Genomic DNA, 22,061 nt, shown 5'->3' with positions numbered 1-22,061 from the left:
CATCAACGGCCGTATGGTCAGTCGAGCGCCTTGTCGTTCGGGTTCGCGTACAGCTTCTTCATCGAATCGGACAGCGGGAAGTTCAGGTTCAGCCCCTTCGGCGGGATCGGGTTCTCGAACCACTTCGCGTAGATCTTCGCGGCTTCGCCCGACTTCTCGACTTGCGAGATCGCGTCGTCGACGACCTTCTTGAACTCCGTATCGCCCTTGCGCATCATGCAGCCGTACGCTTCTTCCGATTGCGGCGTGCCGACGATCACCCACTCGCCCGGCTGCTTCGCCTTCGCGCGCTCGCCCGCGAGCAGCGCGTCATCCATCATGAACGCGACCGCGCGGCCCGATTCCAGCGTATTGAACGAATCGCCGTGATCCTTCGCGCTGATGATGTTCATGCCGAGCTGCTTGTCGTTGTTCATCTTGCGCAGCAGGCGCTCCGACGTCGTACCGGCGGTGGTCACGACCGTCTTGCCCTTCAGGTCGGCGAAATCCTTGACGCCCGAATCCTTCTTCGTCATCAGGCGCGTGCCGATCACGAAGATCGTGTCGGAGAACGAGGCCTGCTGCTGGCGTTCCGCGTTGTTGGTCGTCGAGCCGCACTCGATGTCGACCGTGCCGTTCTGCACGAGCGGGATGCGGTTCTGCGACGTGACCGGAATGTTCTTCACCTGCAGGTTCGGCAGGTTCAGCTTCTTCTTCACCGCGTCGACCACCTTCAGCTGGAATTCGCGCGAATAGCCGACCACCTGCTGGTTCTGGTCGTAATAGGAGAACGGAATCGACGATTCGCGGTGCCCCAGCGCGATCACGCCCGTGTCCTTGATCTTCTTCAGCGTGCCCGTCTCCTGAGCATGCGCGCCACTTGCGAACGCGCAAAGCGCCGCGAACATCAGGACTGCCTTTTGGTATTTCATTTTGGTCATCTCCTTGGCTAAAACCCGCGCCAGTGTATCAAAGTAATATTTTTGAAAGTACTGGTTGTTTACCGCACTACGAATCGCGCTGCGCGAAGCCTTCCTCCCGGCTTCGGGCGCCCCTTCCGGCGCCTGAATGCGCGCGCGGGCGATGCCGGATTCGGCACCGCCCGCGAGGGTTCATGCACGCAACCGGATGGATTGCGTCATGGATTGATCGTAGTCAACCGATCTGAAATCGGCAACCGCCGATCAGGGGTAGAGGCCACGCATTTCGCGCGCCATCAGGATGCGCTTGCACGCAACGATGAACGCTGCGGTACGCACCGACACCTTGTGCTCTTCCGCGACCGCCCACACGCCGGAGAACGCTTCGCGCATCACGCGTTCGAGACGGTGGTTGATCTCGTCTTCCGTCCAGAAGAAGCTCGAGAAATCCTGCACCCATTCGAAGTACGACACGGTCACGCCACCCGCGTTCGCGATCACGTCCGGGATCACCAGCACGCCGTTCGCGGTCAGGATGTCGTCCGCCGCCGTCGTCGTCGGGCCGTTCGCGCCTTCGACGATGATCTTCGTGCGGATCTTCCCTGCGTTCTTCTCGGTGATCTGGTTTTCCAGTGCCGCCGGGATCAGGATGTCGGTTTCGACGGTCCAGAACTCGTCATTCGGCATCGGTTCCGCGCCTTCGAAGCCCGCGACGCCGCCCGTGTGTGCGACGTGGTCAAGCAGCTTGTTCGAATCCAGACCGGCCGGCTGGTAGATCGTGCCCGTGTGATCCTGCACCGCGATCACCTTCGCACCCGCTTCCTGGAACAGCTTCGCCGCGATGCCGCCGACGTTGCCGAAACCCTGCACCGCGATGCGTGCGCCTTCGATCTCGAGGCCCTTCTTCTTCGCCGCTTCGCTGCCGACGACGAACACGCCGCGGCCCGTTGCTTCCTTGCGGCCGAGCGAACCGCCGAGCGCGATCGGCTTGCCGGTCACGACGCCGGTCGACGTCTGGCCCTGGTTCATCGAGTACGTGTCCATCATCCACGCCATCACCTGTTCGTTGGTGTTGACGTCCGGCGCCGGAATGTCGGTGTTCGGGCCGATGATGATGCCGATTTCGCTGGTGTAGCGGCGCGTGACGCGCTCGAGCTCACCACGCGACAGCTTGCGCGGGTCGACGCGGATACCGCCCTTCGCGCCGCCGTACGGCACGTTCACGGCCGCGTTCTTGACCGACATCCATGCGGACAGTGCCATCACTTCCGACAGCGTCACGTCCTGGTGGTAACGCACGCCGCCCTTGCCCGGGCCGCGCGACACGTTGTGCTGCACGCGATAGCCTTCGAAGTGCGCGACGGTGCCGTTGTCGAGCTCGATCGGGCAGTCGACGATCAGGATGCGCTTCGGGCGCTTCAGCGTTTCGAGCCAGCGCGACAGCGAGCCGAGGTACGGCGCGACGCGATCGACTTGCTGAAGGTAGTTGCCCCACGGGCCGAGATCGTCGGCGTGCAGGTAGGACGGGATGGACTGCAATTGCGAAGACATGGATGCTCCAACGGTCAACAGGTGCGCACATTGTCGAAAAACCCGTTTTTTTTATCCAATGCCGTTTGCTTATTCGATTATGCGTTTCTTGCATGATCGCGATTTTTCGCAAATCCGCGGTCGATTTGCGCAAGAACGCACGCGATCGACCGTGCATCGCGTGCGTGAAAAATCGTATTTCCTGGATGAGGGAAGGCCGCCGGACAGCCGCCCGACAGGCGCCGCAAGCTCGACGACAGCAGGCTGGCGGTTAACCGCCCACGGTTAACCCGCGGTTTCGCGCAGTTCGTCGCGCACGACGTCCCACAGCGCACGCACGAGCTTCTGGCGGGGATCGTCGCCCTGCAGCGCGAGCTTGTCGCAGTACAGCCGGATCTCCATCGTCAGCGTGAACGGGTACGCGCCGCCGCGCACCGACCGGTCGAGCCGGATCAGGCGACCGCCCGCGACCGCATCCTCGACCGCGCTGTGCGGCAGGAACGCGATGCCGTGGCCCGCGAGCGCCATCGCCTTCAGCCCTTCGGCCATGTCGGTCTCGTAGACGCGATCGAGGAACAGCGGCGTCGACGCATTCGCGACGATGACTTCCGTCATCCGGCCGAGATACGCGTTCGGCGTATATGACAGGTACGGCACGCGCGCGTCGGCCGTGCCGGGCAGCGTATAGCGCGGCCGCCCCGCGCGGCCCGGCGCCGAGAACGGGCTGATCGGCTCGCTGCCGAGGATCAGCATGTCGTAGCGCGCCGGGTCGAGCGCGACCGGATGGCTCGGGTGGTGGTAGCCCATCACGAGATCGCAGCCGCCCTCGACGAGCGACAGCACCGCGTCGTGCACGTTCAGCGCGCGCAGCCGCGTGTGGACCTGGCCCATCTTCGCCTCGATCCGCTGCAGCCAGCGCGGGAAATACGTGAGCGACAGCGTGTGCGGCACCGCGAACTCGATCGTCGGCACCGGCGCGCCGACGTGGCCGCGCAGCAGCGTGCGCGCCTCGTGCGCCTGCGACAGCATCGTCAGCGCCTGTTCGTAGAAGATCTGCCCGGCCTGCGTGAGCCGCGTCGGATAGACCGAACGATCGATCAGTTCGGTCGCGAGCCATGCCTCGAGCGCCTGGATGCGCCGCGAAAACGCCGGCTGCGACACGTGCCGCAGCTCGGCGGACCGGCTAAAGCTGCGCGTTTCCGCGAGTGAAACGAAGTCTTCGAGCCATTTCAGTTCCATGCAGGCGGGCGCGGCGGGCGGCGGTCGGGAAGAAGCCTGCATTCTACCGGCGGGCGGGCCCGACCGGCGGTGCGGCGAGCGGCCCGGCGCCCCGCCGCGAACCGGCGCCGGCGCGGTATCCGCACGCGGCAGCGCCCGCCGGCCGCACGCGACCGGGATCGTCCCGCGCCGATGGTAAAATGCCGGATTCTCCTCCCCTCGCTCGACCCGGCCCCAAGGCCCGCCCGATCATGTCCGACACTCGTCCCGATACGCTTTTCGCCCTCACCGCGCTTTCACCCATCGACGGCCGCTACGCCAGCAAAACCGAAGCGCTGCGCGACTGGCTCTCCGAAGCCGCCTTCATGCGCCACCGCGTCACCGTCGAGGTGCACTGGCTGATCGCGCTGTCGCGCGCCGGCTTCGCGGAAGTCCCGCGCTTCTCCGATGCGTCCGAACAGTTCCTGCTGCAGCTCGCCGAGCGCTTCACCGCGCACGACGCCGCCCGCATCAAGGACATCGAGCGCGTGACGAACCACGACGTGAAGGCCGTCGAATACTGGCTGAAGGAATCGGTGAAGGGCCAGGCAGAACTCGAAAAGGCCAGCGAATTCATCCACTTCGCGTGCACGTCGGAAGACATCAACAACACGTCGCACGGCATGATGCTCGCCGGCGCGCGCGAACACGTGATCCTGCCCGCGCTGCGCACGGTCTACCAGCGCCTCGTCGCACTCGCGCACGCGCACGCCGAGCAGCCGATGCTGTCGCGCACGCACGGCCAGCCGGCCAGCCCGACGACGCTCGGCAAGGAGCTCGCGAACGTCGCGGCCCGCCTCGCCCGTGCGATCACGCGCATCGAGAAGGTCGAGATCCTCGGCAAGATGAACGGCGCGGTCGGCAACTTCAACGCGCATCTGTCGGCGTATCCTGAATTCGACTGGGAAGCGTTCTCGCGCGACGTGATCGAGAACCGCCTGAAGCTCACGTTCAACCCGTACACGATCCAGATCGAACCGCACGACTACATGGCCGAGCTGTTCGACGCCGTGGCGCGCGCGAACACGATCCTGCTCGACCTCGACCGCGACGTGTGGGGCTACATCTCGGTCGGCTACTTCAAGCAGAAGACGAAGGCCGGCGAGATCGGCTCGTCGACGATGCCGCACAAGGTCAACCCGATCGATTTCGAGAACTCGGAAGGCAACCTCGGCCTCGCGAACGCGACGCTGCGCCACCTCGCCGACAAGCTGCCGGTGTCGCGCTGGCAGCGCGACCTGACCGACTCGACGGTGCTGCGCAACATGGGCGTCGCGCTCGGCTACTCGCTGCTCGCGTACGACTCGTTGATCCGCGGCCTCGACAAGCTCGAAGTGAACCCGCAGCGCCTGAACGAAGACCTCGACAACTGCTGGGAAGTGCTCGCCGAGCCGGTACAGACGGTGATGCGCCGCTATGGCATCGAGAACCCGTACGAGCAGCTGAAGGAACTGACGCGCGGCAAGGGCATCACGCGCGAAGCGCTGCAGGAATTCGTCGGCACGCTCGCGATCCCGCAAGAAGCGAAGGATCTCCTGCTCGCGATGACGCCGGCGTCGTACATCGGCAAGGCCGTCGAACTCGCGAAGCGGATCGCGTAAGCGCCGCCGTCTCCGCACGTAAAAAAGGCCCGATGCGAGCAATCGCATCGGGCTTTTTGTTGCCTGCCGCGGCCGGTCAGAACGAAATCATCCGCCCCGGGTTGAGCGCGCTCATCACGCTCATCGCGGCCTTCGCGGCGGGAATCGCGATCGGCGACAACTGGCGGCCGAGCGGAATCGCGCGATGGTCGATGCCGGTCAGCATCGAGAAATCGTCGTTACGGCCGACGAAATCGTCGCAGATTGCCTTGCCGATCCGCACCGTCTGCGCGACGCCGTGGCCGCTCCAGCCCTGCACCATGTACATCGGCACACGGCCGTCGGTCTTGCGGCTGTCGGTCGCGCCGTTCAGCGTGAAGTCGCTGACGCCGCTCCAGCAGTAGTCGAGCGCGAACCGGCCGTCGTGCTGCGGGAACACCGTGTTCAGCCGCGTCAACAGGTACGCGTTCACGTCGGGCTGCGCCCAGCAGGTGCCGGTGCCCTGCCCGCCGAACAGCAGGCGGTTGCCGCGTACCGGCCGGTAATAGTCGATCTGGAACTGCGTGTCGTACACCGGCATGCCGGCCGGCATCAGCGTCGCGACGTCGACGTCGAGCGGCGCCGTCACGCTCACGTAGGTAAAGAACGGCACCGTGGTCGCCGCGCCGTCGTCGAGCAGCCGGAACGTCGTGTTGTGCAGCGCGAGCACGACGCCCTTGCGCGCGGTGATCGTGCCGCCCGGCGTCGTCGCGACGACGCCCTCCGGCGTCTCGTCGAGCTCGAGCACTTCGGTGCCCTCGAACAGCGCGCCGCCGTTCAGCCGGAAGCCGTGCACGAGGCCGCGCACCAGCGCGAGCGGATGAATTTGCCCGCCGATCGCGTCGATCGCCGCGCCGTGGTACAGCCCCGAGCGCACGTAGTCGTCATGCAGCTGATGGCGGCCGACGAGCGTCACGCCCGCGTCGCCGAGATGGCGGCGCGCATCCGCGCCGTCCAGCAACGCGCTCATGTGGCCCGGGTGGACCGCCGCCGTCACGTGACCACGCTTGCGGTCGAGATCGAGCGCGTAACGTGCGCCGATCGCATCGATCAGGTCCATCGATTCGGCCGACGCGAAGCGCCACAGCCGCTTCGCGTCGTCGTGGGACAGGTAGTCGATCATGTCGGCGGCTTCCCAGCGCGCGAGGCCGGGCGTGAGCTGCCCGCCGTTGCGGCCCGATGCGGCCGAGCCGACGTGGTGCTTGTCGACGAGGATCGTGTCGACACCCGCTTCCGCGAGATGCAGCGCAGCCGACGCGCCGAGCAGGCCCGCGCCGATCACGAGCACGTCGCAGACGGCATCGTGCGCGAGCGGCGCGCTGTTCGCATGGCGCGACAGCGACGCTTCATACCAGTTCGCCGGGCGCTCGCCGTCGTAGCGGGCCGGGTCGCACCAGTTCCAGTTGTCTTTTTCGATGTTCAGTTGCGTTTGTTCGAAACGCGATTCGCCCTGGATCAGGGGTTGATTGTTGAAAGTCATGATTGCACTTGCATGGTCTTGGGCCGCCTGTCGAAGGGCCTCGTTGCTTCGAGGCTTCGCGGGTGGGGCAGCCGGTTCCACATGGGTGTCAACGAGAAAAGGGGCGTGATAGCCCGTGTTGACGGCGGGCACGCTCGTGCCGCCTGGATCCCGGACTGTGCGAAAGCACGTATTGAAAGGTGCCGGGACACCCAATTTCTACACCGCAGAAATAATTCTACAGTGTAGAATAAGCTTTCGTCAAGTTTACAGCCGGTGCCGCACCGGCACGCCAGCCCGCATCGATGAAAGACAAACCCGCCCAGGGCCCGCGCGGCCTCGACAAGGATGCGATCGTCGCGGCCGCGCTCGCGCTGCTCGAGGACGTCGGCGAAGCCGCGTTCAGCGTGCGCAAGCTCGCGCAGTCGGTCGGCTGCGACCCGATGAGCGTGCTGTACCACTTCAAGTCGAAGGAAGGCCTGAGCCGCGCGATCGCGAACGCGCTGTCGCGCTCGCTCGTGCCGGTCGATCCGTCACTGCCGTGGCGCGAACGGCTGCGCGACCTCGCACGCCAGTACCGCGCGCTCGCGCTGCGCTACCCGGCCGCGTTCGCGCTGCTGCAGCGGCACATGAGTACCGGGCCGGCCGATCTCGCGCACATCGAGGCCGTGCATCGCGCGCTGGCCGACGCCGGCATCCCGCGCGCGGCGCTGCCGTCGGTGTGCGTCGGCTGGTATGCGAGCGTGATCGGCCTTGCCGCCGCCGAAGCCGGCGGCCTCACGCGCGCCGCGAACGACGTCGAGCTCGCGGAAATGGAAGCGCTGTCCGACGCCGCGCATCCGCTCGTCAAGGCGGCCGCCCCGCTCTACGCGCAGCTCGATCCGGCGGCCGTGCACGACACGATGCTCGACGTGCTGCTCGACGGCATCGCGCAACGCGCACGCACGGCCTGATCGGCGTCCGCGCCGCCAACGAAAAAGGCGCCCGAAGGCGCCTTTTCCATGACGATTGCCGCGAACCGCGCTCAGTGCTGCTGCGCGATGCCGAGCTTCAGCATGACCTGATCGACGATCTGTTCGGGCGTCAGCTCGATGCTGACCTCGATCGCTTCGTCCGGACCCGGCTCCTCGAGCGTGTCGAGCTGGCTCTTCAGCAGCGACGGATCGAAGAAATGGCCGGTGCGGCTCTTCAGGCGCTCGTGCAACACCTCGAACGAACCCTTCAGATACACGAAACGCACGTCGGTGTCGGTGCCGCGCAGCACGTCGCGGTACGAGCGCTTCAGCGACGAGCACGTGAATACGGCCGTCTCACCGGCACGCTGCTTTTCCTCGATGGCTGCGCGGATCGTGCGCAGCCACGGCCAGCGGTCGTCGTCGGTCAGCGGAATGCCGTGGTGCATCTTTTCCTTGTTCGCCGCGCTGTGAAACGCGTCGCCATCGGTATAGCTGCACGACAGGCGTTCCGCCAGCATTTCGCCAATCAGCGACTTGCCGGCGCCCGACACGCCCATTGCGATCAGAATCATTGACTACCCCTTGTTACAGAACCATGCTCAGCAGCAGTGTAAAGCCGAGGCCGAGCACCGAGATGATCGTTTCGAGCAACGACCAGGTCTTGAACGTCTGACCGACCGTCATCCCGAAGTATTCCTTGATCAGCCAGAAGCCGCCGTCGTTCACGTGCGAGAAGATCAGCGAGCCCGAGCCGGTGGCGAGCACCAGCAGCTCCGGGCTGACCGCCGCGCCGGACGCCGCCGCGATCGGCGCGACGATGCCGCAGGCCGTCGTCATCGCGACCGTCGCCGACCCCGTCGCGAGACGCATCAGCGCGGCGACGAACCAGCCGAGCAGCAGCGGCGACAGGTGCGCGTGCTTCGCGGTCTCGACGATCTGCTGCGAAATCCCGCTGTCGCGCAGGACGCCGCCGAAGCCGCCGCCCGCGCCGACGATCAGCGTGATGCCGGCGATCGGTGCCAGGCACTCGCTGCAGAACTTCTGGATCTGGTCGCGGTTGAAGCCCTGCAGCTTGCCGAACGTGAAGAAGCTCACGAGCACGGCGATCAGCAGCGCGACGTCCGAGTTGCCGGCGAAGCGCAGCAGGTTGTTCGGCAGCGACTTCGGCGTGAATACCAGGTCGGCCCAGCTGCCGACCAGCATCAGCACGACGGGCAGCAGGATCGTGAACAGCGTGATGCCGAAGCTCGGCAGTTCGCGCTTGCGGCCGTCCGTGTGCGTATCGACGAACTGCGCGGCGAGCGGATTGTTCTCCGGCAGCTTCACGAACTTCGAGATCGTCAGCGCGAACAGCGGGCCCGCGATGATCGCGGTCGGCACGCCGACGATCAGGCCGAACGCGATCGTCTTGCCGATATCGGCGCCGTATTGCTGAACGGCCAGCAGTGCGGCCGGGTGCGGCGGGATCAGGCCGTGCACGACGGACAGGCCGGCCACCATCGGCAGGCCGACGACGAGCAGCGACTTGCCGGTGCGCTTCGCGACGTTGAACGCGATCGGGATCAGCAGCACGAAGCCGACTTCGAAGAACACCGGCAGGCCGACGATGATCGCGACGAACATCATCGCCCAGTGGATGTTCTTTTCACCGAACCAGTCGATCAGCGTGGTCGCGATCCGTTCGGCGCCGCCCGATTCCGCCATCATCTTGCCGAGCATCGTGCCGAGGCCGACGACGATCGCGATGTGGCCGAGCGTACCGCCGGTGCCCGTCTCGAACGACTTGACGATCTTGTCCATCGGCATGCCGACGACCAGGCCGAGGCCTAGCGACACGATGATCAGCACCAGGAACGGGTAGATCTTGTAGCGCGCGATCATCAGGATCAGCGCGGCAATCGCGATCAGCGTGAATACGAGCAGCATGCTGCCTTGGACAGCCCCCATGTGGCACTCCTCCTAGAATTGTTCGAACCGGGCGAGTTGTTGCGAGTATGCCCGGCTATGCAGGTCTCCGAAACACGGGGGGTACCCACCCCGTCAGGACGCTGAATTTTACTTATCTTTACGGTCCGCGGATAGAACCGGTTCCATCAGCAAAAACCCTCGGCAAAACAAGCACTAAGGCTCGCTTTCCGAGGGTCAAACCGTCATCTCGTACAAGTCTTAACGGGGAAGCTGGCTCGCGGCTTGCGCGAGGCGCGTGACTTCGGCCCAGTCCTGCGCGGCGAGCGCGGCTTTCGGCGTGAGCCACGAGCCGCCCACGCACACGACGTTCGGCAGTTTCAGGAAATTGGGCGCGGTGTCGACGGTGATGCCGCCGGTCGGGCAGAACTTCAGCGCCGGGAACGGGCCGTGGAACGCCTGCAGCATCGGCACGCCGCCCGCTTGCTGCGCGGGGAAGAACTTCACGATCTCGTAGCCGAACTCGAGCGCCTGGATGATGTCGCTCGGCGTCATCACGCCCGGCAGCAGCGGCAGGCCCGCGTCGAGCGACGCGAGGTGCAGCTCCTTCGTCAGGCCCGGCGACACGCCGAACTTCGCGCCCGCGCGCTTCGCCTGCTCGCAATGCTCGGGCTTCGTGATCGTGCCGACGCCGACGACGATGTCGTCCGCGAGCTGGCTGGCGCGCTGGATCGCTTCCAGGCCGGCCGGCGTGCGCAGCGTGATCTCGAGCACCTTCACGCCGCCTGCGTGCAGTGCACGCGACACGTGTTCGCCCTGCTCGACCGAGTCGAATGCGAGCACCGGGATGACCGGGCCCAGCTTCACGATTTCAGCAATCGTCTTCATTGAATTGGCTCCTTGAAATTCATGCGGCGACGTGGGCGGCCGTTTCGCCGACCAGCGCGCCGAAAACCGATGCGCCCTGCTCGGCCGGCGCGGCGGCCGCGCGGAACACGCCGAACAGTTCACGCCCGAAACCGACCTCGTTCTCGGCCTGGTGCAGCGGCTGCGCGACCGGGCGCGCCTGCCACTCGGCGGCGTCGATCTCGATGTCGAGCACGCCGGCTTCCGCGTCGATCACGAGCGTATCGCCCGTCTTCACCTTGCCGAGCGGGCCAGCCAGCAGCGCTTCCGGCGACACGTGGATCACGGCCGGCACCTTGCCCGACGCGCCCGACATGCGGCCGTCGGTGACCAGCGCGACGTGGAAGCCCTGATCCTGCAGCACGCCGAGCAGCGGCGTCAAACGGTGCAGTTCGGGCATCCCGTTCGCGCGCGCGCCCTGGAAGCGCACCACCGCGACGAAATCGCGCTTCAGCTCGCCGCGATCGAATGCTTCCTGCACGGCTTCCTGCGAATCGAACACGATCGCGGGCGCCGTCACCTTGCGGTGCTCGGGCGCGACCGCCGAAATCTTGATCACGCCGCGGCCGAGGCGGCCCTGCATCAGGCGCAGGCCACCGTCCGGCTGGAACGGGTCGCGGATACCGCGCAGCACCTTCGTGTCGTGGCTCTCGGCCGCGCCGTCGACCCACGTGAGCTTGCCGTCGATCAGCTTCGGCTCCTTCGTGTAGTGCGCGAGGCCCTTGCCGGCGACCGTCGTCACGTCCTCGTGCAGCAGCCCGCCTTCCAGCAGGTTGCGTACCAGGAAGGCCACGCCGCCCGCCGCGTGGAAATGGTTCACGTCGGCCTTGCCGTTCGGGTAGATCTTCGCGAGCAGCGGCACGACGGCCGACAGTTCGTCGAAATCGTTCCAGTCGATCAGGATGCCGGCGGCGCGCGCGATCGCGACGAGGTGCAGCGTGTGGTTGGTCGAGCCGCCCGTCGCGAGCAGCGCGACGATCCCGTTGACGATTGCCTTCTCGTCGATCACATGGCCGATCGGCGTGTACTGGCCACGCTCGACGGTCAGGTCGAGCACGCGGCGCGCAGCCTCGGCCGTCAGCGCGGTGCGCAGCGGCGTGTGCGGGTGGACGAATGCCGAACCCGGCAGGTGCAGCCCCATCAGCTCCATCAGCATCTGGTTGCTGTTCGCGGTGCCGTAGAACGTGCAGGTGCCGTGGCCGTGATACGCGGCCGATTCGGCTTCGAGCAGCGCGTCGCGGCCGACCTGGCCGGTCGCGAACTGCTGGCGGATCTTCGCCTTGTCGTCGTTCGACAGGCCGCTCGTCATCGGGCCGGCCGGCACGAAGATCGTCGGCAGGTGGCCGAACTGCAGCGCGCCGATCAGCAAGCCCGGCACGATCTTGTCGCAGATGCCGAGGCAGAGCGCCGCGTCGAACATGTTGTGCGTGAGCGCGATCGCCGTGCCCATCGCGATCGCCTCGCGCGAGAACAGCGACAGCTCCATCCCCGGGTTGCCCTGCGTGACGCCGTCGCACATCGCCGGCACGCCGCCCGCGAACTGCGCGACACCGCCGTTCTCGCGCGCGGCCGCCTTGATGATCTCGGGGAAATCCTTGTACGGCGCATGCGCGGACAGCATCTCGTTGTACGAGGACACGATGCCGATGTTCGGCTCGCGGATCGCCTTGATCGAGAACTTGTCGTTACCTTCGAGGCCGGCGAAGCCGTGCGCGAGGTTCGCGCACGACAGCGCGCCGCGTGCCGGGAACTTGCCCTGCGCGCCGTCGATGCGCTGCAGATAGGCGGAACGGGTCGATTGGCTGCGGGCGATCACGCGTTCGGTGACCTTCGCCAGAGTGGGGTGCAGCGACGTCATGCTGGGCGCTCCTGTATGCCGGCCGACACCGGCGGTTGGAATCGTGGGGACGGTCGAGCTTCGTCGAACGAACGAAAGCAGTCTAGTAGAAAAACTACACGCATGCAATGCGGATCAGCATGCTCGCAACCCTCATTCCCGCCACCAGCAAGGCTTTACCTAGTGAAAACCCTAATCATCAGCCCTACCCACCTCATGAATCACCGACGATTGAGCTAGTATTTTCATGTAGATTTTCTACAATTCGATTGCGATACACTCGCTCATCCGAACCCGATTTCTGCCTGCCGCCCCATGCTGCCCCGCATTGAAGCGATCCGCACCGAGTTGCGCCCGTCCGAGCGCAAGCTCGCCGACTACATCCTTGCCGCGCCGCGCGAGGTGCTCGACCTCGCGATGACCGAGCTGTCGACGCGCGCGGGCGTCAGCCAGCCGACGATCGCCCGCTTCTGCCAGGCGCTCGGCTGCAGCGGCTTCCGCGAATTCAAGATCCGGCTCGCGCAGAGCGTCGCGCCGGGCGTGTCGTCGGTCTATCGCGACGTCGAGCCCGACGAACCGGCGCCCGGCATCATCGGCAAGGTGTTCGACCGCACGATCGGCGCACTGATCGAGGTGCGCAACAGCCTGTCCGCCGGCAGTGTCGCCGAGGCGATCGCGCTGCTGTCGAACGCATCGCGGATCGAGTTCTACGGCGCCGGCGGCTCGGGCATCGCCGCGCAGGACATCCAGCACAAGTTCTTCCGGCTCGGCGTGCCGAGCGTCGCGTATTCGGATCCGCACACGTTCTCGATGTCGTCGGCGCTGCTCGGCCCGCACGACGTCGTCGTCGCGATCTCGAACACCGGCCGCACGCGCGATATCGTCGACGCGGCGCGCTCCGCGCTCGCGTGCGGTGCGAAGGTCGTCGCGATCACGCAGAGCCATTCGCCGCTCGCGAAGCTCGCGACAGTGAGTCTCGCGTCGAACGTGGCGGAGGAAACGGACGTGTTCTCGCCGATGACGTCGCGGATGTCGCATCTCGCGATCGGCGACATCCTCGCGGTCGGCGTCGCGCTGTCACGCGGCCCCGCGCTGATGGAACGGGTCGGCCGCGCGAAGGAGGCGATCACGCGCCGCCGCATCGACGACGGCACGAAGGATTGAGCAGACGCCCGCGCCAACCACGGGCGCGTAAACGACAAACGGCGCCCCGCGGGGCGCCGTTGCATGTCGGGCGGTGCCGGCTACTGCGCCGGCGATGCCGCTCAGAACGGCTTGATCACGACCAGCGCGACCGCCGCGAGCATGCCGAGCACCGGCAACTCGTTGAACACGCGATACCACTTGTCGGTGCGGCGGTTCTCGCCACGCTCGAACACCCGCAGCAGGTGCCCGCAATACGCGTGATAGATGATGAGCAGCAGCACGACCGTCACCTTCGCGTGAATCCAGCCCTGCCCCTGCCCGATGCCGATCGACAGCCAGAGCCACAGCCCGCAGGCCAGCGCCGGCACCGCGATCATCGTCATGAAGCGGAACAGCTTGCGTGCCATCAGCAGCAGGCGGCGCACGGCGGCCGGATCGGTTTCCATGGCCAGGTTCACGTAGATGCGCGGCAGGTAGAACAACCCTGCAAACCACGCGGCGATCAGAACGATATGGAACGTCTTGACCCAGAGCATCGCCATCGATTGTGTGCCTCGTTGTTTACTGGCGGCCTTCGCCGTGTCCGAGCACGACGTACTTCAGCGACGTCAGCCCTTCCAGGCCGACGGGGCCGCGTGCGTGCAGCTTGTCGTTCGAGATGCCGATTTCCGCGCCGAGGCCGAATTCGAAGCCGTCCGCGAAGCGCGTCGATGCGTTGACCATCACGCTCGCCGAATCGACTTCGCGCAGGAACCGCATCGCGCGGTCGTGATCCTCGGTAACGATCGCGTCGGTGTGGTGCGAGCCGTAATGGTTGATGTGCTCGATCGCTGCGTCGAGGCCGTCGACGACCTTGATCGCGAGCACCGGCGCGAGATACTCGGTGTGCCAGTCTTCCTCGGTTGCGTCGACGAGCGGGCCGACGCCCGCATCGGCGAGCACCGCGCGCGCGGCCGCATCGACGCGCAGTTCGACCTGCTTGTCGCGATACAGCTTGCCGAGCGGCGGCAGCAGCTTCGCCGCGACACCGCTAGACACGAGCAGCGTCTCCATCGTGTTGCAGGTGCCGTAGCGGTGCGTCTTCGCGTTGTCGCAGACGGTCAGCGCCTTCTCGAGATCGGCGCGATCGTCGACGTACACGTGGCAGATGCCGTCGAGGTGCTTGATCATCGGCACGCGCGCCTCGTTGATCAGGCGCTCGATCAGGCTCTTGCCGCCGCGCGGCACGATCACGTCGACATATTCGGTCATCGTGATCAGCTTGCCGACCGCCGCGCGATCGGCCGTCGCGACGACCTGCACCGCATCCTGCGGGAGGCCGGCTGCTTCGAGCCCTTCGCCGATCAGCTTCGCGAGCGCCGCGTTCGATTCGAGCGCTTCGGAACCGCCGCGCAGGATCGTCGCGTTGCCCGACTTCAGGCACAGCGCGGCCGCGTCGATCGTCACGTTCGGGCGCGATTCGTAGATGATGCCGATCACGCCGAGCGGCACACGCATCTGGCCGACCTGGATGCCGCTCGGGCGGTACTTGAGGTTGCTGATCTCACCGATCGGATCGGCCAGCGACGCCACCTGGCGCAAGCCTTCGACCATCGTCTTCAGCGCCTTGTCCGACAGCGTCAGGCGATCGACGAACGCCGCATCGAGCCCCTTTTCACGGGCACGGGCGACATCGCGGGCATTCGCGTCCTTCAGCGCCTGCGCATCGCGTTCGATCGCGCGCGCCACGGCGTCGAGCGCCGCGTTCTTCGCCGCCGTGCTGGCGCGCGCCATCGCGCGGGAAGCGTGCCGGGCGCGACGGCCCAGGTCGGTCATGTACTGATCGATATCCATCGTGTGACTCGAGAAGCGCGCCGCGCTGGGCGGCATGAATTCGTGGGGAAGCGTGAGCGGCGGCGGCCGGGAGACCGCGCCAGCGATCAAAACATTGTAAGCGGGTTGCGCAGCGCGCGCTGAAGGCCCGAACGGGACTTAGCGTCGCACGCGCCCCGCGGTCGGCGGTCGCTCGCCGCGGGCACCGGCCACCGTCATCGCGAGCTGGAACAGCCCGTCCCACGGATCGGGCGGCGGTTCGTCCTGCGTGCGGCGACCCGGCGCGACGGCCGTGAGCCCCTTGACCTGACGGTCGAGCTTCGCGGCAAACGCGAGCGCCTTCTCGAGCACGGCTTCGGACACGCGATTCAGCGCGGGGCCGATCAGCCGCTCGCGCGGCCCCCACACGCGGTTCTCGCGCAGCAGCGTCGCGAGCGGCTTGCCGGCCGTCGTGCCGCGCTTGATCCGCAGCAGCGTGCGCAATTCCTCGACGACGGCCCACATCACGAGCACGATCGCCTCGCCCTCGCCCTTCAGCCCGTCGATCATCCGCGCGAGCCGCGCTGCGTCGCCGGCGAGCATCGCTTCGTTCAGCTTGAAGACGTCGTAACGCGCGACGTTCAGCACCGCGTCGTGCACCTGCTCGAACGACAGCGCGCCCTGCGGATACAGCAGCCCGAGCTTCTGGATTTCCTGGTGCGCGGCGAGCAGGTTGCCTTCGACGCGCTCGGCGATGAACTGCAGCGCGCGGCGCCCGTCCTCGCCGGGCGCGGCGCGCTGGCCCTGCATCGCGAGGCGCTGGCCGATCCAGTTCGGCAGCTGCGCGCGGTCGACCGGATCGATCTTCAGCGCGACGCCACCGTTCTGCAGCGCGGTGAACCACGCGGATTTCTGCGTGGCCGCGTCGAGACGCGGCAGCGTGACGAGCATCAGCGCGTCGGGGTTCGGCGTGGCCGCGAGCGTCTTCAGCGCATCGGCGCCTTCCTTGCCGGGCTTGCCCGACGGAATGCGCAGCTCGATCAGCTGGCGCTCGCCGAACAGCGACATCGCCTGGGTCGCGCCGAGCAGCACGCTCCAGTCGAAGCCGCGTTCGACCGTATGCACCGAACGCTCGGTGAAGCCGGCCGCGCGCGCGGCCGCACGAATGCGGTCGCACGCTTCCTGCGCGAGCAGCGGCTCGTCGCCGTAGACGGTATAGAGCCCGGCCAACCCCTTCGCGAGGTGCGGCTCCAGCGCATCAAGTCGCAGTTGCATCGATACGTGCGCCGTCGATCAGAGCGGCGGCGGCGGCAGCGGCGCGCGCGGCGCGACGCCCGGCACCACGTCTTCCGGCGCCGGCGTCAGCGAATGGACGATCGCGAGACGCCGCATCAGCTGGTCGACCGCGTCGCTCTGCATGTCGGCGTACAGGAGGTCCGCTTCCTGCGCCTTCGCGTTCGTGTACTGATCGCTGTACGTCATCGCACGGTTCAGCGCGATCGCGCTCGGCGGGATCAGCACGGTGCCGTCCTTGCTCGTCAACTGATAACGCAACGTATAGAAGAGCGCGTATTCCTGCGCCGAGCCGTACTTGTTGAGCGTCAGCGTGTTCTGGCCACGCGATTCCCACATGGTCAGCACGGCATCGGCGTCGTCCGCCGACTTGACGATCTTCGTGTCGCTGCCGGCCTCGACGAGGCGCACGAGACGCGCCTCGACCGGCGCCGGCGCACCGGCGATCAGCAGGTGCTTGAACGCGTAGTCCTGCTGGCCGCGCAACTGGAAGCCGCATGCCGACAGCGCAACCGCGCTGCCGACAGCAAGCATCAAAAACGATCTGCGGATCACCTTCGCTCCTTCTGGGTACGTCCGATGGCCGGCGGCCGTCAGACGACGATGTTCACGAGGCGGCCCGGCACGACGACGATCTTCTTCGCCGGCTTGCCGTCGCTGAACTTCGCGAACGCGTCGTCGGCCACTGCCGCGGCTTCGATCGCCTCGCGGCTCGCGTCCTTCGCCACCTTCAGCGCGCCGCGCACCTTGCCGTTCACCTGCAGCACGAGTTCGATCTCGGCCTGCTCGAGCGCGGCCTCGTCGACCTTCGGCCACGGCGCGTCGAGCAGCGGGCCGAATTCGTCCGCGTAGCCCAGCGCCTTCCACAGTTCGAACGTGACGTGCGGCACGACCGGGTACAGCACGCGCAGCAGCACGCCGTACGTTTCGCGCAGCACGCCCGGCGTCGCGCCCTTCGCGCCGTCGATCGCGTTCAGCATCTTCATCGCGGCCGACACGACCGTGTTGTACTGCAGGCGCTGGTAGTCGAAATCGGCCTGCTTCAGCACGCTGTAGATCTCGCGGCGCAGCGCCTTGTCGGCTTCGCCGAGCGCGGCCGCATCGAAGCCCGCGCGCGCGGCGAGCGCTTCGCGGTTCGTCGCGCCGAAGCTCCACACGCGGCGCAGGAAGCGGCTCGCGCCCTCGACGCCCGCACCCGACCACTCGAGCTGCTGCTCGGGCGGCGCGGCAAACATCGTGAACAGGCGCGCGGTATCGGCGCCGTACTGGTCGATCAACAGCTGCGGATCGACGCCGTTGTTCTTCGACTTCGACATCTTCTCGATGCCGCCGAGCACGACCGGCTGGCCGTCCGCATTCAGCGTCGCGCCGACCGGGCGGCCCTTGTCGTCGTGCGTGACCGTCACGTCGAGCGGGTTGTACCAGGTCTTCTTGCCCGATGCGTCCTCGCGGTAGTACGTCTCGTTCAGCACCATGCCCTGCGTGAGCAGGTTCTTCGCCGGCTCGCCGAACTTCACGAGGCCGAGGTCGCGCATCACCTTGGTCCAGAAGCGCGAATACAGCAGGTGCAGGATCGCGTGCTCGATGCCGCCGATGTACTGGTCCATCGGCATCCAGTAGTCGGTGCGCGCGTCGACCATCGTCTCGGCGTCCGGCGCCGTGTAGCGCGAGAAGTACCACGACGAATCGACGAAGGTGTCCATCGTGTCGGTTTCGCGCTTCGCGGCCGCGCCGCACTTCGGGCACGTGCAGTTCAGGAACGCTTCCGACTTCGCGAGCGGGTTGCCCGAGCCGTCCGGCACGAGGTCTTCCGGCAGCACGACGGGCAGATCCTGCTCGGGCACCGGCACGTCGCCGCACGACGGGCAGTGGATGATCGGGATCGGCGTGCCCCAGTAGCGCTGGCGCGACACGCCCCAGTCGCGCAGGCGCCACGTGACCTGCTTGTCGCCGAAGCCGCCGGCCTTCAGGTCGGCCGCGACCGCGTCGACGGCTTGCGCGTAGTGCAGGCCGTCGTACTTGCCGCTGTTCACGCAGACCGCGACTTCCTTGTCGCCGTACCACTCCTGCCAGGCGTCGAGCGAGTACTGCTGGCCTTCGGCCGAGATCACCTGCTTGATCGGCAGGTCGTATTTCTTCGCGAACGCGAAATCGCGCTCGTCGTGGCCCGGCACGCCCATCACCGCGCCTTCGCCATAGCTCATCAGCACGTAGTTGCCGATCCACACCTCGACCGGCTCGCCGGTCAGCGGGTGCGTGACCGAGAAGCCCGTCGCGACGCCCTTCTTCTCCATCGTCGCCACGTCGGCCTCGGCGACGCCGCCGCGCTTGCATTCGTCGATGAACGCCTGCAGTTCCGGCTTGCCCTGCGCGAGGCGCGTCGCAAGCGGGTGCTCGGCCGCGACCGCGCAGAAGGTGACGCCCATGATCGTGTCGGCACGCGTCGTGAACACGCGCAGCAGCTTCTTCTCGCCGTCGAGTTCGTACGGGAAGCCGAAGTTCACGCCGAAGCTCTTGCCGATCCAGTTCTGCTGCATGATCTTCACGCGCTCGGGCCAGCCGAGGCCGTCGAGGTCGTTCAGCAGCTCATCCGCGTACTGCGTGATGCGCAGGTAGTACATCGGGATCTCGCGCTTCTCGACGAGCGCGCCCGACCGCCAGCCGCGGCCGTCGATCACCTGCTCGTTCGCGAGCACGGTCTGGTCGACCGGGTCCCAGTTCACGGTGCCCGTCTTCTTGTACGCGATGCCCTTCTCGAGCATCTTCAGGAACAGCCACTGGTTCCATTTGTAGTAGTCGGGCTTGCACGTCGCGATTTCGCGCGACCAGTCGATCGCGAGGCCCATCGACTGCATCTGGCCCTTCATGTAGTCGATGTTGTCGTAGGTCCACTTGGCGGGCGGCACGCCGTTCGCCATCGCGGCGTTCTCGGCCGGCATCCCGAACGCGTCCCAGCCCATCGGCATCAGCGTGTTGTAGCCGTTCATCCGCAGATAGCGGTACATCACGTCGTTGATCGTGTAGTTGCGCACGTGACCCATGTGCAGCTTGCCGGACGGGTACGGCAGCATCGACACGCAGTAGAACTTCGGCTTCTGCGAATCTTCCTTCGTCTTGTAGGCATCGGCTGCGCGCCAGTCGCCCTGGGCGGCGGCTTCGACGTCGGCGGGTACGTATCTCTCGTGCATGGTGTGGTTCGGACTAGGCTTTAAGCGACGCGACGGCGCGCGCGCAGGAGTGGATCGAAAATCGTGCTTGCCCGGCGGACCTGCAGGTTCGCTGTTGCCGGACCTGTTCGCGGTTTCCGGCATTTTCCGGGTAACCCGCAGCATGCCCGGGTAGCCTGGAAAATTCCGGGTTACCTGAAAAAGCCTGCCAACCGGGAAAAACGTTGATTATACCGCCCGCGCCGGCCCATTCGACCCGTCTTGCGGCGCGTGGCCCGATCCCGCGGCGGGGACGGGCCCGCTCAGCGGTTGGCCGGCACGGCAGGCGCCGCCGCTGAACCGCCCGCCTGCGGCGGCACGTCGGTCACGAAACCGATCCGCGTGAGACCGGCGGCCTGCGCGGCGCCCATCACCTGCGCGATCACGTCGTAGCGGGTCGCACGCGACGCGCGCAGCCGCAACTCGGGCGGCGCGCCGCCCGCGGCGGCGGCCCGGAAGCGCGCGGGCAGCGCATCGAGCGCGACCGGTGAATCGTCCCAATACAGCTTGCCCGCGTCGTCGATCGACAAGGTGACGGATTGCGGCGTGTCGCGCGCGACGCTGGCCGCGACCTTCGGCAGGTCGAGCCGGATCGCGTGCGTCATCAGCGGCGCGGTGATGATGAAGATGACGAGCAGCACCAGCATCACGTCGATCAGTGGGGTCATGTTGATCTCCGCCATCGGCGCGGAGGTCTTGTGGTGCTCGAGTCCGCCGAATGCCATGGTCGCTCCTCCGGAATGGGCGCGTCAGGCTTCCTGCGCGCACACGAACACGTGCAGGTCGCGCGCGAAGCCGTCGAGCTCCTCGGCGAGCTGCCGCACGAGGCGCCCGAGGATGTTGTAGGCCAGCACCGCGGGAATCGCGACGACGAGCCCGAACGCGGTCATGATCAGCGCCTCGCCGACCGGCCCCGCGACGTTCTCGATCTGCGCCTGCCCGCTCGCGGCGATGCTGCCGAGCGCGTGGTAGATGCCCCACACGGTGCCGAGGAGCCCGACGAACGGCGCGGTGCTGCCGATCGACGCGAGCAGCACCTGGCCGAATTCGAGACGCCGCTGCGAGCGCAGCATCGCGTGCCGCAACGCGCGCAGCACGCGCTCGCTGCGCTCGACGCGCGCGGCCAGGGCAGCCGGGTCGTGGTCGTCGGCCGCATCGCGCGCGGCTTCGGCGAGCGGCACGAACACGCGCTCGCGATCGGCGCCGGCGAGCGCGGCGATGCCCGCGTCGAGCGACGGCGCGCGCCAGAACGCGGCGAGCGCGCGCGGCCCCTGCCGCTTCGCGCGGACCAGGAGCCAGGCTTTCATGAGGAGGAAGCACCAGCTGGCGACGGACATCGCCAGCAGCACATAGGCGACGGCATGCGTGATCGCATCGCCGCTTTCGAGGTAGTGGACAACGCCGGTGGGTATCGCCATCGGAGTTTCCCCGTGGTGTCAGCGCAGGCCGAGCACGTCCTGCATGTCGAACAGGCCGGCGCCGCGCGCCGACAGGAAGTGGACCGCGCGCAGCGCGCCCTGCGCATACGATACGCGGCTCGACGACTTGTGCGTGATCTCGATGCGCTCGCCGATCCCGGCGAACAGCACGGTGTGATCGCCGACGATGTCGCCGCCGCGCACCGCGGCAAAGCCGATCGACGACGGATCGCGCTCGCCCGTCACCCCGTGGCGGCCGTACACCGCGCAATCGTCGAGCGAGCGCCCGAGCGCGCCGGCGACGGCTTCACCCATCATCAGCGCGGTGCCCGACGGCGCGTCGACCTTGTGGCGGTGATGCGCCTCGATGATCTCGATGTCGTAGCCACGCGAGAAATGCTTCGCCGCGAATTCGAGCAGCTTCAGCGTGACGTTCACGCCGACGCTCATGTTCGCCGCGAACACGATGCCGATCTTGCTCGCCGCGGCCTGCAGCTCGGCCTTCTGCTCGGCGGTGAAGCCGGTGGTGCCGATCACGAGCTTCACGTCGTGGCGCAGCGCGGCCTCGATATGGGCCATCGTGCCTTCCGGACGCGTGAAATCGATCAGGGTGTCGGCCTGCGCGAACACGGCGTCGAGGTCGGCGGTCAGCTTGACCCCGGTTTCCTTGCCGAGGAACGCACCGGCGTCCTGGCCGAGGAACGGCGAATCGGCGCGGTCGAGCGCGCCGACGAGCTGCGCGTCGGCATCGTTGAGAACGGCTTCGATCAGCATCCGGCCCATTCGGCCCGATGCCCCGGCAATCGCAATCTTCATGGCTTTCTACACGACAGGTATAA

Annotated in this window: 19 protein-coding genes; 3 read left to right on the top strand and 16 right to left on the bottom strand. The window is 66.8% G+C overall.

Features of this window, described 5'->3' with window-relative positions; translation table 11 throughout:
• Positions 1–17 precede the first annotated feature (17 nt).
• From CFB82_RS03495 to CFB82_RS03485, 3 genes are all read right to left on the bottom strand, one after another.
• Positions 18–911 carry a glutamate/aspartate ABC transporter substrate-binding protein gene (locus tag CFB82_RS03495; RefSeq protein ID WP_069249215.1) on the bottom strand — a complete coding sequence of 298 codons (894 nt, stop codon included), beginning with the start codon at positions 909–911 and terminating at the stop codon, positions 18–20.
• 252 nt (positions 912–1,163) lie between these two features.
• Positions 1,164–2,450: a Glu/Leu/Phe/Val family dehydrogenase gene (locus CFB82_RS03490; RefSeq protein ID WP_069247133.1), complete on the bottom strand. Its 1,287-nt coding sequence runs from the start codon at positions 2,448–2,450 to the stop codon at positions 1,164–1,166.
• A 264-nt stretch (positions 2,451–2,714) separates the two neighbouring features.
• Entirely contained in the window at positions 2,715–3,668 is a 954-nt protein-coding gene (locus tag CFB82_RS03485; RefSeq protein WP_039361477.1) for a LysR substrate-binding domain-containing protein, read from the bottom strand.
• Between the two features lie 230 nt (positions 3,669–3,898).
• On the opposite strand from CFB82_RS03485, the gene purB reads away from it, so the two are divergent.
• Positions 3,899–5,287 (top strand): adenylosuccinate lyase, encoded by a 1,389-nt coding sequence (gene purB / locus CFB82_RS03480; protein WP_069247132.1) that lies wholly within the window; start codon positions 3,899–3,901, stop codon positions 5,285–5,287.
• Between the two features lie 76 nt (positions 5,288–5,363).
• On the opposite strand, the gene CFB82_RS03475 is transcribed toward purB, so the two are convergent.
• Entirely contained in the window at positions 5,364–6,785 is a 1,422-nt protein-coding gene (locus CFB82_RS03475; protein WP_089483430.1) for an NAD(P)/FAD-dependent oxidoreductase, read from the bottom strand.
• A gap of 284 nt (positions 6,786–7,069) precedes the next feature.
• On the opposite strand from CFB82_RS03475, the gene CFB82_RS03470 reads away from it, so the two are divergent.
• Entirely contained in the window at positions 7,070–7,717 is a 648-nt protein-coding gene (locus CFB82_RS03470) for a TetR/AcrR family transcriptional regulator (RefSeq protein WP_089483429.1), read from the top strand.
• Between the two features lie 71 nt (positions 7,718–7,788).
• On the opposite strand, the gene CFB82_RS03465 is transcribed toward CFB82_RS03470, so the two are convergent.
• The 4 genes from CFB82_RS03465 to edd all read right to left on the bottom strand — a co-directional run bounded on the left by CFB82_RS03465 (position 7,789) and on the right by edd (position 12,389).
• The gene (locus CFB82_RS03465) at positions 7,789–8,292 is read right to left on the bottom strand and encodes a gluconokinase (protein ID WP_069247129.1); all 504 of its coding nucleotides are present in this window, start codon (positions 8,290–8,292) and stop codon (positions 7,789–7,791) included.
• Between the two features lie 13 nt (positions 8,293–8,305).
• On the bottom strand, positions 8,306–9,667 hold the full coding sequence (locus CFB82_RS03460) for a GntP family permease (RefSeq protein WP_069247128.1): 1,362 nt from the start codon (positions 9,665–9,667) through the stop codon (positions 8,306–8,308).
• 219 nt (positions 9,668–9,886) lie between these two features.
• The gene (gene eda, locus CFB82_RS03450) at positions 9,887–10,513 is read right to left on the bottom strand and encodes a bifunctional 4-hydroxy-2-oxoglutarate aldolase/2-dehydro-3-deoxy-phosphogluconate aldolase (RefSeq protein WP_069247127.1); all 627 of its coding nucleotides are present in this window, start codon (positions 10,511–10,513) and stop codon (positions 9,887–9,889) included.
• Positions 10,514–10,532: 19 nt separating this feature from the next.
• Complete coding sequence (gene edd, locus CFB82_RS03445; RefSeq protein WP_089483428.1) at positions 10,533–12,389, bottom strand: phosphogluconate dehydratase; 1,857 nt, start codon at positions 12,387–12,389, stop codon at positions 10,533–10,535.
• 294 nt (positions 12,390–12,683) lie between these two features.
• Here edd and CFB82_RS03435 point away from each other — a divergent pair, with 294 nt between their 5' ends.
• The gene (locus CFB82_RS03435) at positions 12,684–13,532 is read left to right on the top strand and encodes a MurR/RpiR family transcriptional regulator (RefSeq protein ID WP_031398862.1); all 849 of its coding nucleotides are present in this window, start codon (positions 12,684–12,686) and stop codon (positions 13,530–13,532) included.
• 101 nt (positions 13,533–13,633) lie between these two features.
• Here CFB82_RS03435 and CFB82_RS03430 read toward each other — a convergent pair whose 3' ends face one another.
• The 8 genes from CFB82_RS03430 to dapB form a co-directional block, all read right to left on the bottom strand.
• Entirely contained in the window at positions 13,634–14,056 is a 423-nt protein-coding gene (locus CFB82_RS03430; RefSeq protein ID WP_089483427.1) for a CopD family protein, read from the bottom strand.
• Between the two features lie 19 nt (positions 14,057–14,075).
• The gene (locus CFB82_RS03425; RefSeq protein ID WP_089483426.1) at positions 14,076–15,347 is read right to left on the bottom strand and encodes a glutamate-5-semialdehyde dehydrogenase; all 1,272 of its coding nucleotides are present in this window, start codon (positions 15,345–15,347) and stop codon (positions 14,076–14,078) included.
• Between the two features lie 138 nt (positions 15,348–15,485).
• On the bottom strand, positions 15,486–16,580 hold the full coding sequence (holA, locus tag CFB82_RS03420; protein WP_069247124.1) for a DNA polymerase III subunit delta: 1,095 nt from the start codon (positions 16,578–16,580) through the stop codon (positions 15,486–15,488).
• An 18-nt stretch (positions 16,581–16,598) separates the two neighbouring features.
• Entirely contained in the window at positions 16,599–17,153 is a 555-nt protein-coding gene (locus tag CFB82_RS03415; RefSeq protein ID WP_069247123.1) for an LPS-assembly lipoprotein LptE, read from the bottom strand.
• Positions 17,154–17,191: 38 nt separating this feature from the next.
• Positions 17,192–19,786 (bottom strand): leucine--tRNA ligase, encoded by a 2,595-nt coding sequence (gene leuS, locus CFB82_RS03410; protein ID WP_089483425.1) that lies wholly within the window; start codon positions 19,784–19,786, stop codon positions 17,192–17,194.
• A 281-nt stretch (positions 19,787–20,067) separates the two neighbouring features.
• Positions 20,068–20,529 carry an ExbD/TolR family protein gene (locus CFB82_RS03405; RefSeq protein ID WP_069247121.1) on the bottom strand — a complete coding sequence of 154 codons (462 nt, stop codon included), beginning with the start codon at positions 20,527–20,529 and terminating at the stop codon, positions 20,068–20,070.
• 24 nt (positions 20,530–20,553) lie between these two features.
• Positions 20,554–21,222, bottom strand: coding sequence for a MotA/TolQ/ExbB proton channel family protein (locus CFB82_RS03400; protein ID WP_059528793.1), 669 nt, complete (start codon positions 21,220–21,222; stop codon positions 20,554–20,556).
• Between the two features lie 18 nt (positions 21,223–21,240).
• On the bottom strand, positions 21,241–22,038 hold the full coding sequence (gene dapB, locus CFB82_RS03395) for a 4-hydroxy-tetrahydrodipicolinate reductase (RefSeq protein ID WP_089483424.1): 798 nt from the start codon (positions 22,036–22,038) through the stop codon (positions 21,241–21,243).
• Between the last annotated feature and the right edge of the window lie 23 nt (positions 22,039–22,061).

Source organism: Burkholderia sp. HI2714 (genome assembly GCF_002223085.1).
In the GTDB taxonomy this organism is placed as follows: Bacteria; Pseudomonadota; Gammaproteobacteria; order Burkholderiales; family Burkholderiaceae; genus Burkholderia; species Burkholderia lata_D.
The sequence above is the reverse complement of the archived record's forward strand: the minus strand, read 5'-3'. Positions and strand labels throughout refer to the sequence as shown.